The organism is Bradyrhizobium murdochi (assembly GCF_000472965.1).
Lineage (GTDB): Bacteria > Pseudomonadota > Alphaproteobacteria > Rhizobiales > Xanthobacteraceae > Bradyrhizobium > Bradyrhizobium murdochi.
This window is the reverse complement of sequence record NZ_AXAU01000008.1, coordinates 138,469-152,382: the sequence shown is the minus strand read 5'-3', so window position 1 is coordinate 152,382 and position 13,914 is coordinate 138,469. Positions and strand designations below refer to the sequence as shown.

Sequence of the window (13,914 nt, the reverse complement as noted above, 5' to 3'; positions counted from 1 at the left end):
CGCCCCGGAACGACGGTAACACCTACACCCCGGGCTTCGGCAGCCCGTGAATCGCACAGGCCGCGCGTAGTGTATTCACCAACAGGCACGCCACCGTCATCTGGCCTACGCCGCCCGGCACCGGCGTAATCGCACCGGCGACCTCGGCGACTTCCTTGAACGCGACATCGCCGACCAGCCGCGTCTTGCCGTCAGCGCTGGGCAGGCGGTTGATGCCGACGTCGATCACGGTGGCGCCCGGCTTGATCCAGCCGGCGCGCACCATTTCGGGCTTGCCGACAGCGGCATAGACCAAGTCGGCGCGGGCGCAGAGTTGCGGCAGGTCTTTTGAGCGCGAATGCGCGATCGTCACCGTCGCATTTTCATTCAGCAGCAATTGCAGCAGCGGGCGGCCAACCAGGTTGGAGCGGCCGATGACGATCGCGTTCATGCCTTCCAGCGAGGCATGCACGCTCTTGGTCAGGATGATGCAACCGAGCGGCGTACACGGCGACAGCGCGGTAAAGCCGCCGGCCAGCCGGCCGGCATTGGCGGGATGCAGCCCGTCGACATCCTTGGCGGGATCGATCGCGTTGATGATGGTTTCGGTGTGAAGCGATTTCGGCAGCGGCAATTGCACGAGAATGCCGTGCACGGCGGGGTCGCGGTTGAGCTTTGCGATCAGCGCCAGGAGATCGGCCTGCACGACGTCGGCCGGCAGTTTGTGCTCGAACGAGGCCATGCCGGCGGCTTGGGTCTGGGTGTGCTTGCTGCGGACATAGACCTCGCTGGCGGCGTCGTTGCCGACCAGCACCACCGCAAGGCCCGGAGTGACCTGATGCTCGCCTTTGACCCGTGCGACCTCTTCCGCAACACGGGCGCGAAGCTCCGCCGCAATGACCTTTCCGTCGATAATGCGTGCCGTCATCTCAATCCTTCGTCTTCGTTTTGACGCATGATCCTTTCGGAAAATTGCGCTTCCGCGGCCCGCCGGGTCCGGATCATGCTTTGGCGGCGGCTACCTTTCGCAGCGTTTCGCCGAGAATTTTGGGATCGCCATCAACGGCGACCTGCTTGATGCGCGAGGTCATGCCCGACAAGATTTTCACCCTCGCCTTCGGGACGCCGAGCACCTTCGCCAGCAGTTCCGTAACCGCACGGTTGGCCTCGCCGCCGTCGGCGATGGCACGGACGCGAACCTTCACCACCGAGCGGCCGTTGGCGAGCGTTTCAATGCCATCGATATCGTCGCGCCCGCCGCGCGGCGTCACCCGCAGCGCGACACTGATGCCGTCGGTCGAGTAGCGCCAGGGATCCATCGGGCATCCGTCAGCTATCAGTGCTCGCGGTCAGATGACGTTGGGATAGACGTAGTAGAGGATTATCCGCTGAACGAGCATGATGATCAGGATCAGGATGATCGGCGAGATGTCGAGCCCACCCAGATTGGGCATGAACCGGCGGATCGGCGCCAGCGCCGGCTCGGTAATCCGGTACAGGAATTCCGCCACCGCCGCGACGAACCCGTTGCGCGTGTTCACGACATTGAAGGCGATCAGCCAGGACAGGATGGCCGCGGCGATCAAAAGCCAGACGTATAGGTCAAGGACAATGATGACGATGTCGAGGATAGCACGCATGGGAGGGGGAGCTCGCGAGGAGGGATAGACAGCTAGATATCGGTTCATCCTCCCGCAAACAAGGGAAGTTCCCGGCAAAATCACGCCAAAGTCGGTACTTTCACCGTTCTTGACTTGGCCTTGGGCCGGACTGTAAATGGCGCCGATTGTCGGCTGCTTCGGACGATGTCGAGGCGGTCGCGACGGGGCCATAGCTCAGCTGGGAGAGCGCGTCGTTCGCAATGACGAGGTCGGCGGTTCGATCCCGCCTGGCTCCACCACGCTTCGCCCTTGGGGCTACGCGTGGCGCAGCCACGTGATGCCCGAAGGGTGAAGCGTGGTGCCCGGCGAAGCCCAACGGGCGAAGACGGGCCGGACCCGCAACAAGGTAATCGTCGCCCCTCCCCCTCACTTCCCCGTAAACCGCGGCGGCCGCTTCTCCACAAAACTCGCTACCCCCTCCCGGAAATCGCTCCCCTTCAGCGCGATCTGCATTTCGCGGTTGGCATCGATGGTGGCTTCGGCGAGCGTCTGGAACGGCACGTCGTAGAGCTGGCGCTTGATTACCGAAATCGCGCTGGGCGAGACGAAATCGGCGAGATCGCGCGCATAGGCATACGTCTGCTCGCGCAACTGGTCCGGCGGATAGATCCGGTTGACCAGCCCGATCCGCAACGCCTCCTCGCTTGAGACCCGCCGCGCCGACATCAGCAAGTCCAGCGCATTGGCGTGGCCGACGATGCGCGGCAGCATCCAGCTAATGCCGTGCTCGGCGATCAGCCCGCGGCGCGCAAACGAGGTGGTGAAGACGGTATTGTCGGCGGCAAAGCGCAGGTCGCAGTAGAGCGCGTGAACCAGACCGATGCCGGCGGTGGCGCCGTTGAGCATGCCAATCACGGGCTTTGGGATCGCCGGATAATAGGCGTAGCGCGTCTGCCAGTCCGCCCGGCGGTTCATGTCGAAGGGCGGGATGTTCTCGCCACGCCTGATCTCGCTGGGGTCGATGGCCTGTAACGCCTCCATGTCCGCACCTGCGCAGAAGGCGCGGCCGGCGCCGGTAAGCACGATGACGCGGACATCGTCATCGGCGCTGGCAGCCTCCATCGCGTGGCGGACGTCGCGCTCCATGGTTGCGGTCCACGCGTTCATGCGGTCGGGACGATTGAGCGTGATGGTCGCGATCTTGTCGTTCACCGCGTAGAGAATATGCTGATAGGTCACCGCGGGTCTCCCTGTCGTTCTTGTCATTGCCGTGCGGGCTCAGGGGCGCGACACTATCACATCGGCGGCTTTTGAAAGACGTTCGGACGCGCGGGCAAATTCCGCGTGGCGGCTATTCGGCCGCTTCCAGCAGAGCCGCGTGCGGCGCGCGCACGATCCAGCCTGCAATGAAATTCTTCAGCCACGCCCGCTCGACGACGTCGTGCACGGCGCGGCCTTCGAAGTGAAGGTGACGCGGCTGTGCGCCCGGCGAATCCATCCGCACGCATCCGCGCGTGGTCCAGCGATGCATCATGGCGTAGGTGACGTCGGGATGAAACTGGAAGCCGAACGCGTGACCGTGCTGAAACGCCTGCACCGGAAAATCATCGCCTTCGGCCAGCAATTCGGCGCCATCAGGCAGTTGAAATCCTTCGCCGTGCCAATGGTAGACGCGCTCCGGCCAGTCCGAACAGAGCGCGTGACCGGCAGCGGTTGGGCGGATCGGATAGTAACCGACCTCGACCCGGCCTTCATGATGCGGCGCGACCGGCGCGCCCAGTTGTTTGGCAAGCATCTGGGCGCCGAGGCAGATGCCAAGAAGCGGCCGCCGCTCGCGCAAGGGAATTTCGATCCAGTCGATCTCGCGGCGGACATAATCGTCGGAGTCGTTGGCGCTCATCGGGCCGCCGAAGATGACGGCGCCGGCATGCTGGGCCAGCGTTTCCGGCAACGGGTCGCCGAACCGCGGACGCCTGATATCGAGGGGATAGCCGAGCGCGCCCAGCGTGTTGCCGACCCGGCCGGGCGTCGAGCTTTCCTGGTGGAGAACGATCAGAACCGGTGACAGGGATGCGGCGTCAGGCGCAGCCAGCACCCCTCTGCCCGGAAAGGGCACGATGTTGTCGCCATTTTTGCTCGACCGGAACGACATCGACGTTGCTCAGGTGCCTCGAATCGAAACCATACCTAAGTGAGTGTTAATTTCGGGTGAGTTCACGCACACATCCAAAAATGTAAGCAAACCGCGGGCCAGATGCGGTCAGCGCGCCCGACCCGCGGTGCGAACGGGCAAGAACACCGGAAAAACCCGGGGTTTCTTCAGCGCTGGCGGAGCTGGAAGCGGCCGATCGCCCCGAGGATAAAGGAGCGCGGAAACAGCCGGAGCATGAACGGCACAATCTTGATGCCGAGGCCGGGCAACACTGCCCGTTTGTTCGCCATCAATCCGCTGTAGGCCTGCTGCGCGACATCGGCCGACGACATATTGAGGATCGACGAATCATAGCCGGGTCTAAATCCGGCGCGCGCCTGAAATTCCGAGGGCACGGGTCCCGGACACAACACCGTCACGCGCACGCCATGTGGCGCCAATTCTGCGCGCATGGCTTCGGTGAACGACAGCACATAGGCTTTGGACGCGTAATAGACCGCCATTCCCGGACCCGGCAGAAAGCCGGCGATCGAGCCGACGTTGAGAAGGCCGCCGCGATTGCGGATCAGGTGATCGGAAAATCGCAGTGACAGGTCAGTCAGCGCGCGGATATTGACGGCGATTATCTCGAGCTGGTTGGATCGATCGCGCTGGATTGCTCTGCCAAACACGCCGAATCCGGCGTTGTTGACGAGGTATTCAACCTCCACGCCGGAGGCGGTTAAGGCTTCGGCAATCCTGTCGCCGCAGTCGGGCTGCGCAAGGTCGCAGGGGATGACGATCGGCGCTGCGCCGCCGGCCGCCTTGATTTCGGTCGCCAACGCTTCCAGGCGATCAGCGCGCCGCGCCACCAGCGCCACGCGATGACCCTTCGATGCAAAAACGCGCGCCAGCTCGGTGCCTATGCCCGCCGATGCACCGGTAATCAGCGTCACACGCTCGGTCACGGTTGAATGCTCTTAAATCAAATCAGGGTTATGCTGCAGCACGGGAACGAGAGCATAGGCGCGCGGTGTGGCGCAAGCCATCCCCCAAACATGGCGCCATGCCGGCCTGTGTGCTCCACACGCTGAAGTCCCTATGTTTTCAGGCTTATCGCGCGCTGCCGCAGCCGGTTGCGGCGCACATCAAAGTTTCGTCATCTGCAATGATGCGTGGCTGCGCCGCTCATTGTCACATTGCGGCGTCTTCGGCCTTCGGCGCACCTGCGGACGAGACCGGCTGCCGCTCAGCCACCCGATGCTTCAGGTCGATCCGGTCGCGCGAAGAAATGCCGAGCAGGTCAGCCGCGCGCCAGACGACGTTATCCTCGAACTCGCTGACCTGGCCGTCCGCGTATACCAGTTCCCACATCATCTCGATGATGCGAAGGCGTCCCTCCTCGTTCACCGAACGCATGATGACGCTGGTGAAACGATAGAGATCGACCGCCTCGCCTTCGGCCCGCGTGGCCGACGCGATCAAATGATCCGCCGTTCCGGGATCGAGCTTGAAGCGGCTTTCAATCAAACTGTGCAATTTGCGCTTCTCGAGCGCGCTCGGTTCGCCGTCGAGCGAGACGACGTGGACCAGCAGTGCAGTCGCCGCGAGAAGATACCCGGTATCGTCGAACGCGAAGTCTGGATCCGCGTTGGGCGCAACGATGTCGGCAATGAATTGGCGCAGTCCGTCGAGCATCAATCTACCTGCAAATTCGAGGAAACTGTTGAGCGAATATGGGTCGAAGATTTGGCCTTCGCAATCCGCGCGATGGGTGGCTGACAAGGCACGCAGATTAAATCGGCGTCACGTTGGGTGTGACGAAAACATCTGCGCGAAATCTGAGCAGTGCCCAATGCCGCCACGGCGAACGGCGCGCCTTTTGTTGGGTCGGGGTCCGGTTCAAAGCATGTAACCTGGCCGCTTCGGTAAGACACGGCCATCGGCCAATGGCCGACTGCGCGATTCGCCGCAGGCAGTCGGTCGATATCCAATTGCAAATCATTCGCATTTGCACTAGGGAAAGAACTCATTGTTTCAGCGAGCTATTTTCAAAAGGGAATCGACCATGGCCTCCTTGCGCTTCGCACTTGGTGCTGCCGTTGTGTTGGGAATCGCGTCCGGAGCAGCGCTTGCGGCAGGTGACCTGTCGCGACAGACGCCGATCGAGGTGACGGTCGATCTCGGCTCGCCCGGCAAACACGAATTCGTGCCGAAGCAACTCAAGTTCGAAACCGGCAAGCTCTACAAGCTGATCCTGCGCAACTCGAGCAACGATCCGCACTACTTCACCTCGCACGCGTTCTCGCAGATGGTGTTCACGCGCAAGGCGCAGGTGACGCAACAGCAAAACGGCAAGACCGTTACCCTCGCCGAATTTAAGGGCGCGATCCGCGAGATCGAGGTCTATCCGGGACAATCCGCCGAATGGTGGCTGGTGCCGATCGCCGCTGGCCGTGCCAGCGACCTGCGCTGCGACATCAAGACCAGCGACGGCAAGACCCACGCCGAACTCGGCATGACCGGCGAGATCGTGATCGAGTAGTGTCGTTTAAGGTATCTCGTACACCATCACCTTGTCGGCGATGCCGCGCAGTGCCGCTTCCTTCTGGATCGGCCTGATCGCCTGTTTCGCCAGAATGGTGGCAACGCCCGGCGATTCGATCACAGGTCCGGTGATGTGGATCTCCTGCGAGGTCGACAGGTGCTGCACCCTTGAAGCGATGTTGACGGTCTGACCGAAATAGTCCTGTCGCTCGTTCAGCATTACCGCGAGGCATGGCCCTTCGTGGATGCCGATCTTGATGATCAGGTCCTCCCGGCCGCGCTCGGCATTCAGCGTCGCCATTGCCGCCCGCATGCGCAGGCCAGCGACGATCGCATGTTCCGGCCTGATGAAGGTCGCCATCACGGCATCGCCGATCGTCTTCACGACCGCGCCCTTCTCCGATGCGATGATTTCGAGCAGCGCGTGGAAATGCGCCCGCACCAGATCGAAGGCGGCGAGATCGCCGACCCGCTCATAGAGCGCGGTGGAGCCTTTGAGGTCCGTGAACAGGAAGGTCAGCGAGGTGATCTTGAGGCGCTGATCGACGTTGAGGTTATCCGCCTTGAAGACGTCGCGAAAAGTCTGGTTGGACAGCATCCGCTTGGCGGTCAGGATCGGCTTGCGCTTGCCGAGCAGCTCATGGAGCGTGTCGTTGGCGATCCACACCGCGGGCAGCACCCGGTGGTCGGTCTGGTTTTCGAGCGACAGCCGTAGCGGTCCCGGCCGCATCACCGTCGAGCCCGTGGGCGCCTGCAGCTTGTTGAAGACGATCGAAAACTGTTGCCGCTCGCGGATCGGTTCGCCCTGGACATCGAAGAAATGCGCCGAATGCGTCACCGGCTCGAACACGATCACGAACTGGTTGGGCAATTGCAGCGACAGCACTGCCTTTTCGCCCGCCGGCAACTCGATGGCTTCGAGCGAGACTTCATCGATGAGCCGCTTGATCGATTCCTCGCTCAGGTCCATCCCCGAGCTCCAGAACATCTGGCGGTTATATTCCCAGATCGGCAGCGTGTTGGGATCGTGTGCCGCAATGCGCCTGACACGCGGGCTGACCGTGAAAGCGACTTCGACGCGGTCGTCGACCGATGCCTCGTACCCTTGGGCGCATAGCGCGCAATTGTAATCGTCGTGGCGGAGCGATTTCAGGGTGTTGTGCGCGCCGAGCACGCCGCCGCAGCCGGGGCACAGCACATTCCAGGTGAGATCGAACAGCCCGAGCCGCGCCGAATGCAGGAAGGCCGAGATGACCTGTTCCTCGTCCAGCCCGTAGCGCGCGGCGAAATCCAGGAGGTTGATGCGGTTGAGATCGCGGTCCTCGCCCTTGGCGATCAGTTGCGAGATAGCGTCGACCACCGCGGGATCGGCGGTCTGCTTCAAGACTGCGAACTGGGCCTGGGTATCGCTCATGGTGACAACCTAGATGACGCTCCCGAAGCGACCGTGCAAGGTGCGCTTTCTTATCTGACGCATTTTCTTCGCGGGGCCGGCAATCGGCCCGATCAAAAAAATGCTACCGCGGCGTGATGGCAAACATCGGCGAACGGGCGGGCTGTGTCGTCACCACGCCGACCGGCATCACCGGATCCTTGTCGACCAGCGTGACGCGAAACGCGCCGATCATCTTCGCCAGCGCCAGCGTCGCCTCGACCAGCGCGAAATGCGCGCCGATGCAGACGCGGGCGCCGACGCCGAACGGCAGATAGGCGAAGCGGTCGGGCGGCGTTCCCGTCATGAAGCGGGACGGGATAAACGCGCTCGGATCGCGCCATAGTTTTTCGTGCCGGTGCAACAGCCACGGCGCGATCAGGATGACGTCCTTCTTCTTGACCGGCAGGCCCGCGATGGTATCCGGCCCGATCGCCGCGCGGGCGATCAGGAACGCCGGCGGATAGAGTCGCATCGTCTCGTCGATCACTGCGCGGGTGAATTTCAGCCGCTCGATATCGGACGCGCCGTTGACGGACGCGGTCTGTACTTCGCTCGCCACTTGCTCCTGCGTGGCAGGATCGAGCGCCAGGAGATAGAGCGCCCAGAACAGTGCGGTCGCCGTCGTCTCATGGCCGGCGAGAATCATGGTCGCGACCTGATCGCCGAGTTGTTCGTCAGAGAAGGCTTCGCCGGTTTCCGGATCGCGCGCGTCGCCCATCAGGTCGAACAAATCGCGCGCCGGCGCACCCTCCTGCTTGCCGGCGGCGCGGCGCTCGGCCATCAACATGCCGACGAATGCGGTCCAGCGCTTGCGGAAACGGCTACGCGCAATATCCTGCGGGCTTGGCCAGCTCAACGGCAGCAGCAAATCCAGAAAATGCGGGCGCGCCAGCCGCTCGCCATATTCTATCACGAAATCGCGCAAGGCGGCGCCATGGCGATCCATCCCGAACGAGAACATGGTGCGGCCGGCGATCTCGAGCGCCATCCGCTGCATCGCCTCGCGCAGGTCGACGTGTCCATTGCTGGCGGCTCTCAGCTTGGCGACCGTCTGGTCGGTTGCCGCCAGCATGTGCGGAATGAGCGGCATCACCGCGCGCGGCGTGAATGCCGGCGCCAACGTTCGGCGCTGATGCTTCCACGCGCGCCCTTCCGCGATCAGAAGACCTTCGCCGAGGATTGGACGCAGCACCCGGATGCCGGCCGGCGTGCGGGTATAATTTTCGTAATTGTCGACCAGCACATGCTTGATCGCATCCGGCGCGTTGAGAATGAATGTGCTGCGTCCGAAGAAGCGGCCCTGGACGATATCTTCCTCATAGGCCCGCTGACCCCAGCTACCGATCGGGCTTTCGCGGATCGCCTTCATCCGCCCGAACACCGTCATGTCGTCGGGCGCCCGCGGCGGGCTCGGCGGCACCAGCGGTGCGCGCGCAACCGTCATGTCATAGGCTTCGGCTACACTCATCGGCGCCACTCTCGTAGCCCGGACGGGTCGGGCGAATGCGCGCCCCGTTGGCTCATGCGGGCTACGGCTCCAATTATGTATTCGATCCGGGCGCTACAAAGGCGCGCCTGTCAGGAAACAGCTAATAAGTCAGTTCGGCAACCGGTTTTCCGAGGCCGGCCAGGCCCGCGCCACGATACGCTCCTGGTTGAATAATGCCACCACGGGGCGGTTGACCTCCGCGTTGCTTGACAGCCTAGCCGAGCTCGCGGCGCTGGTCTTCGGTCGAGGGAACGGTTCGGTTGTTCGAGCTTGTCATCGGAGCGTGATGGCCAGCAGGTTGTATCGGAGGTCGGACTTAGTTCGCTGAGCCCGGACTGCTTGCAATATCATTGCATCGCCCCAGAGGCGTTCAGTCCGCAATTAACGCGCTCAGTCACTTATCAGTAAGGCTCAGTCACTTATCAATAAGCAAGTGTGCGCCCGATTCAATCAGCCACCCACGTCGGCGGCTGAATTGAATTGCGGAAGCGGATCATGTCGCCACGACAAGCGGCTATTTCGCCGCTACGGTTGTGGGTTTTCCCTCCTCGCCGGCGAAGACTACCAGGACCTTAGCCGGAACATTGCCCTTATTGAAAAGCTGGTGCGGGTGATTGAGAGCCTCGATGTACGCTTCGCCGGCTTTGTATTGATGCGGCTGTCCCCCGTGACTCTGCAACTCTACCTCGCCCTCTAGGACGTACACGTAGGTCGGTACCGGGTGCTCATGCAATGGCGTGCGGCCGCCTGGCTCGATGAGCCCAATAACGGAGATGATCTCTGGCTTGTCTGTCTTCGGTTAGGCAATCGGCTGCTTGTCTCGAGTTTGACCCGTTTTCAGCAACGGCTGGGTCTTGAACCCGGCGGGCAGCGCACTGTCCTGGGCACGTACTGTCGCGGCTGCGGCCACGAGCCAGATTGCGGCCAGCGTGCTAGCAGTTGAAACAAAACGCGTGGGCGTCATGGAATGTCCTCCTGGTTGCGAATGCGGCCTCCACGAGAGCAGACAGGATCATGCGCCAGGCTCGCAACGCCCGCAGCGGATAGCTGTTGTCGTCTTCTCCGAATGATTACGTTGCTTCTGGTCGAGCCGCTGTTCGCGCGCGTCGCGGAGCCGCTCAATTCCAATCGTCATGGCGTGTCCCGCTTTGGGGTCACATTCAATGATTAACTGGAATGATATCAACCCCAAGCACGCGTTCTATGCGCAATTTGCCGCGCATCACGAAAGCGATGGCCATGAGCATCGTTCGGAGCCCGCTGGAACCTATTGCAGGTCAGGGCCCGGCACTGCCCTTGGGTCCTTCCGCCTTCTTTGCTGCGAGCGCTTTCCTGGTGCGCTGGCTGATCAACCGGCGCTCCTTCTCTGTAGGGGCGGCGTAGAGCAAGAGATCGGCGTCAGCGCCCAAGCACCAACTGTCGCGACAGCCGCATCTGAAACCTTCCGTTGCTTTTCAATGCCTTAGCTGTGCGATAGCACCGCCGATAGTGCTGCTTCGACTGGACAGGCCAGGGCTTTCGCAGGCATCACTTTACATTCGAATGGAATCAAGCCGGTGACAGAACGCCAACGGAACCGATCATGACCGACCAGCCGAAACGCTCGCGTCTTGCGACTGACGGGATCGCAGCGCCGTTGCGGCACGCGGTGTTCCGGCGCATCTGGCTCGCCAGCCTCGTTTCCAACCTGGGGATTTTGATCCAGGGCGTCGGCGCGGCCTGGGCGATGACACAGATGACTTCTTCGGCCGACAAGGTCGCGCTGGTGCAGACTGCGCTGATGCTGCCGGTCATGCTGATCTCGATGCCCGCCGGCGCCATCGCCGATATGCACGACCGCCGCATCGTCGCGCTGGTCTCGCTCGGCATCGCGCTTGTCGGCGCAACCGCGCTCACGGTGCTGGCGTGGCTCGGCCTTGTTACGCCGAATATCCTCTTGGCCCTCTGCTTCGTCGTCGGCAGCGGCATGGCGCTGTTCGGGCCGGCCTGGCAGGCCTCAGTGACCGAGCAGGTGCCGGCGGAAACGCTGCCGGCGGCGGTCGCGCTCAACGGCATCAGCTACAACATTGCGCGCAGCTTCGGCCCGGCGATCGGCGGAATCGTCGTTGCGACCGCCGGCGCCGTGGCGGCGTTTGCCGTCAATGCGGTGCTGTATCTGCCGCTGATGGTGGTGATGTTTCTGTGGAATCGCGCCAGCGAGCCGTCGCGCCTGCCGCGCGAACGGCTCAACCGCGCCATGGTCTCCGGCGTGCGCTACATCACCAATTCCCCGTCCATCAAGATCGTGCTGACGCGCACGCTGGTCACCGGCATCATTGGCGGCTCGGTCTCGGCGCTGATGCCGCTGGTCGCCCGAGATCTCCTGCATGGCGGCGCGCAGACCTACGGCATCATGCTCGGGGCCTTCGGCATGGGCGCGGTGTTCGGCGCGCTGAATATCGGCGAGGTGCGGCGGCGCATGAGCGGCGAGGCCGCGGTGCGCGCCTGCGCGATATCGATGGCGGGTGCGATCGCGGCGGTCGCCCTGAGCACCAACGCGGTCCTGACGGCGATTGCGCTCGTGCTCGCCGGCGCGGTGTGGATGCTGGCGGTCGCCCTGTTCAATATCGGCGTGCAGCTTTCAGCGCCGCGCTGGGTTGCGGGCCGCTCGCTGGCGGCTTTCCAGGCGTCGATCGCAGGCGGCATTGCGGTCGGAAGCTGGGGCTGGGGACACCTCACCGACCTCGCTGGCGTGGAGATCGCGCTCTTGGTCTCGGCCGGGCTGATGCTGATCTCGCCCCTGCTCGGCATCTGGCTGCGCATGCCGCCGGTCGGCGCGCGCAACGAGGATGCCACTGAACTGCTTGCCGATCCCGAGGTGCGGCTGTCGCTCACGGGGCGCAGCGGACCGCTGGTGGTCGAGATCGAGTATCGCGTCGCGCAGGACGATGCGCGCGCGTTTCACAATGTGATGCAGGAAGTGCAGCTCAGCCGCCAGCGCAACGGCGCCTATGGCTGGTCGATCGCGCGCGACATCGGCGACCCCGAATTATGGACCGAGCGCTACCATTGCCCGACCTGGCTCGATTATCTGCGCCAGCGTAACCGTGCGACGCAGTCCGAGCGCGCCCTGCACCAGCGCGCGATCGACTTTCACCTCGGGCCGGAGCCGATCCGCGTCCGCCGCATGCTGGAGCGGCCGTTCGGCTCGGTCCGCTGGAAGGAAGATACCCCCGACCGCGCGGCCAACGAGGTCTTGCCGGTGGTCGCAACCGCAGCAGGCAGCAGCACCTGACCCATTGATATGGGTGACGCGGCGCGGCTATTGGGCGCAGAACGGCGCGGGAATAAATCAGCCCAACTTGATTCAGCGTACTGCCGACACCGCGCCATCAACTTCCTGCGACTAAAGTGCAAGACGCCGATGGGCATTCGCGCCGCCGAACGCGAACAGGTCCTGCTTCGCGCCTGCGAGATAGCAACGTTGCCTTGCCACTTGAGCGATTCATAAGGAGTCCGCGCACTTCCCGCTTGCCAAAATGCCGCGCAAGCCTTTGACTTGTCGTTGAGACAAACAAGCCTGCGGCGACAGCGGGCGACATCTCAACCGGGAGGAACTCATGAGCAAGCGTAGCGATACAAAAACGACGCGGCGCCGTTTCCTGACGGCCGCGGCCGCCGGCGGTGCGGCGATTGCGATGCCACAAGTCAGCCGGGCGCAGACGGCGACCCTGAGGATGCAAGGCTCTTGGGGCAAGGCCGACGTCTTCAACGAGATGGCCGAAGATTATGTGAAGCGCGTCAACGAGATGGCGGGAGGCCGGCTGCGTATCGATTATCTCGTGGGCGGTTCGGTTGTGCATCCATTCCAGGTATTCGACGGCGTGCATGGCGGCCAGATCGACGCGGCCCATACGGTGACCGTCTACTGGTACGGCAAGCACAAGGCCGCATCGCTGTTCGGCACCGGGCCTGTGTTCGGCTTCAATGCCAACGAAGGCCTTGGCTGGATTCACAACGGCGGTGGCAAGGAGCTGTTCGAAGAACTCCAGACCCAGATCATGAAGGTCAACATCAAGAGCTTCTTCGCGATGCCGATGCCGACCCAGCCGCTCGGCTGGTTCAAGAAGCCGATCAACAGCGACGCCGACCTGAAGGGGCTCAAATACCGCACCGTGGGTCTCGCCGCCGACTTGTTCCAGGTGATGGGCGCCTCTGTCGCGCAGCTTCCGGGCGGCGAAATCGTGCCGGCCATGGAGCGCGGCGTGATCGACGGATTCGAGTTCAACAATCCTACCTCGGACAGGCGCTTCGGCGCACAGGACGTCGCCAAGAACTACATGTTGGGTAGCCACCATCAGGCGACGGAATATTTCGAGATCATGTTCAACCGCACGAAGTATAATGCGCTGGCGGCCGAGCAGAAGGCGATTCTGCAGTATGCCGCAGAGGCGGTCTCCTCCGCCAACGAGTGGAAGGGGATGGACTATTACTCCAAGGACCTGCAGGAGCTGATCAGCAAGGACAAGGTCAACGTTCAGCGGACGCCGAAGTCCGTGTTCGATGCGCAGATCAAGGCATGGGATGGCCTGATCGCCCAGCTCGGGTCGGATCCGTTCATGAAGAAGGTGATGGACTCGCAGAAGGCATGGGTCCGCCGCGTGGTTTACTACAACATGACCAACGCGACGGACTATCGTGGCGCCTTCGAGCACCACTTCCCGGGTGTGCTCAAGGTCTGACGAGCTCGCAG

At 62.9% G+C, this 13,914-nt stretch carries 14 protein-coding genes and 1 tRNA gene; 4 read left to right on the top strand and 11 right to left on the bottom strand.

Annotation, left to right across the window (positions count from 1 at the left end; translation table 11 throughout):
• Positions 1-22: 22 nt before the first annotated feature.
• The 3 genes from folD to YUO_RS0117235 form a co-directional block, all read right to left on the bottom strand.
• Positions 23-907 (bottom strand): bifunctional methylenetetrahydrofolate dehydrogenase/methenyltetrahydrofolate cyclohydrolase FolD, encoded by an 885-nt coding sequence (folD, locus tag YUO_RS0117245; RefSeq protein ID WP_028348405.1) that lies wholly within the window; start codon positions 905-907, stop codon positions 23-25.
• A gap of 73 nt (positions 908-980) precedes the next feature.
• Positions 981-1,298 carry a DUF167 domain-containing protein gene (locus tag YUO_RS0117240; protein ID WP_028348404.1) on the bottom strand — a complete coding sequence of 106 codons (318 nt, stop codon included), beginning with the start codon at positions 1,296-1,298 and terminating at the stop codon, positions 981-983.
• 30 nt (positions 1,299-1,328) lie between these two features.
• Positions 1,329-1,619 carry a YggT family protein gene (locus YUO_RS0117235; RefSeq protein ID WP_028348403.1) on the bottom strand — a complete coding sequence of 97 codons (291 nt, stop codon included), beginning with the start codon at positions 1,617-1,619 and terminating at the stop codon, positions 1,329-1,331.
• 184 nt (positions 1,620-1,803) lie between these two features.
• On the opposite strand from YUO_RS0117235, the gene YUO_RS0117230 reads away from it, so the two are divergent.
• A tRNA-Ala gene (locus YUO_RS0117230) sits at positions 1,804-1,879 on the top strand.
• A gap of 127 nt (positions 1,880-2,006) precedes the next feature.
• Here the strand turns inward: YUO_RS0117230 and YUO_RS0117225 are convergent.
• The 4 genes from YUO_RS0117225 to YUO_RS0117210 form a co-directional block, all read right to left on the bottom strand.
• Positions 2,007-2,819: an enoyl-CoA hydratase gene (locus YUO_RS0117225; protein ID WP_028348402.1), complete on the bottom strand. Its 813-nt coding sequence runs from the start codon at positions 2,817-2,819 to the stop codon at positions 2,007-2,009.
• A gap of 112 nt (positions 2,820-2,931) precedes the next feature.
• Positions 2,932-3,732 carry a glutamine amidotransferase gene (locus YUO_RS0117220; protein WP_028348401.1) on the bottom strand — a complete coding sequence of 267 codons (801 nt, stop codon included), beginning with the start codon at positions 3,730-3,732 and terminating at the stop codon, positions 2,932-2,934.
• A gap of 167 nt (positions 3,733-3,899) precedes the next feature.
• On the bottom strand, positions 3,900-4,679 hold the full coding sequence (locus YUO_RS0117215; protein ID WP_028348400.1) for an SDR family NAD(P)-dependent oxidoreductase: 780 nt from the start codon (positions 4,677-4,679) through the stop codon (positions 3,900-3,902).
• Positions 4,680-4,905: 226 nt separating this feature from the next.
• Positions 4,906-5,409, bottom strand: a complete 504-nt coding sequence (locus YUO_RS0117210; RefSeq protein WP_028348399.1) for a tellurite resistance TerB family protein — start codon at positions 5,407-5,409, stop codon at positions 4,906-4,908.
• A gap of 370 nt (positions 5,410-5,779) precedes the next feature.
• Here YUO_RS0117210 and YUO_RS0117205 point away from each other — a divergent pair, with 370 nt between their 5' ends.
• On the top strand, positions 5,780-6,256 hold the full coding sequence (locus YUO_RS0117205) for a cupredoxin domain-containing protein (RefSeq protein ID WP_028348398.1): 477 nt from the start codon (positions 5,780-5,782) through the stop codon (positions 6,254-6,256).
• Between the two features lie 6 nt (positions 6,257-6,262).
• On the opposite strand, the gene YUO_RS0117200 is transcribed toward YUO_RS0117205, so the two are convergent.
• From YUO_RS0117200 to YUO_RS46255, 4 genes are all read right to left on the bottom strand, one after another.
• Positions 6,263-7,672 carry an adenylate/guanylate cyclase domain-containing protein gene (locus YUO_RS0117200; RefSeq protein WP_028348397.1) on the bottom strand — a complete coding sequence of 470 codons (1,410 nt, stop codon included), beginning with the start codon at positions 7,670-7,672 and terminating at the stop codon, positions 6,263-6,265.
• A gap of 103 nt (positions 7,673-7,775) precedes the next feature.
• A complete protein-coding gene (locus tag YUO_RS0117195) occupies positions 7,776-9,161 on the bottom strand; it encodes a cytochrome P450 (RefSeq protein WP_028348396.1) in 1,386 nt (461 codons plus the stop codon).
• A gap of 535 nt (positions 9,162-9,696) precedes the next feature.
• Positions 9,697-9,939 carry a cupin domain-containing protein gene (locus tag YUO_RS48930; protein ID WP_430649546.1) on the bottom strand — a complete coding sequence of 81 codons (243 nt, stop codon included), beginning with the start codon at positions 9,937-9,939 and terminating at the stop codon, positions 9,697-9,699.
• A gap of 42 nt (positions 9,940-9,981) precedes the next feature.
• On the bottom strand, positions 9,982-10,146 hold the full coding sequence (locus YUO_RS46255; RefSeq protein WP_156908660.1) for a hypothetical protein: 165 nt from the start codon (positions 10,144-10,146) through the stop codon (positions 9,982-9,984).
• A 618-nt stretch (positions 10,147-10,764) separates the two neighbouring features.
• On the opposite strand from YUO_RS46255, the gene YUO_RS0117170 reads away from it, so the two are divergent.
• Complete coding sequence (locus YUO_RS0117170; protein ID WP_028348394.1) at positions 10,765-12,456, top strand: MFS transporter; 1,692 nt, start codon at positions 10,765-10,767, stop codon at positions 12,454-12,456.
• 325 nt (positions 12,457-12,781) lie between these two features.
• Entirely contained in the window at positions 12,782-13,903 is a 1,122-nt protein-coding gene (locus tag YUO_RS0117165) for a TRAP transporter substrate-binding protein (RefSeq protein WP_028348393.1), read from the top strand.
• Positions 13,904-13,914: the final 11 nt, after the last annotated feature.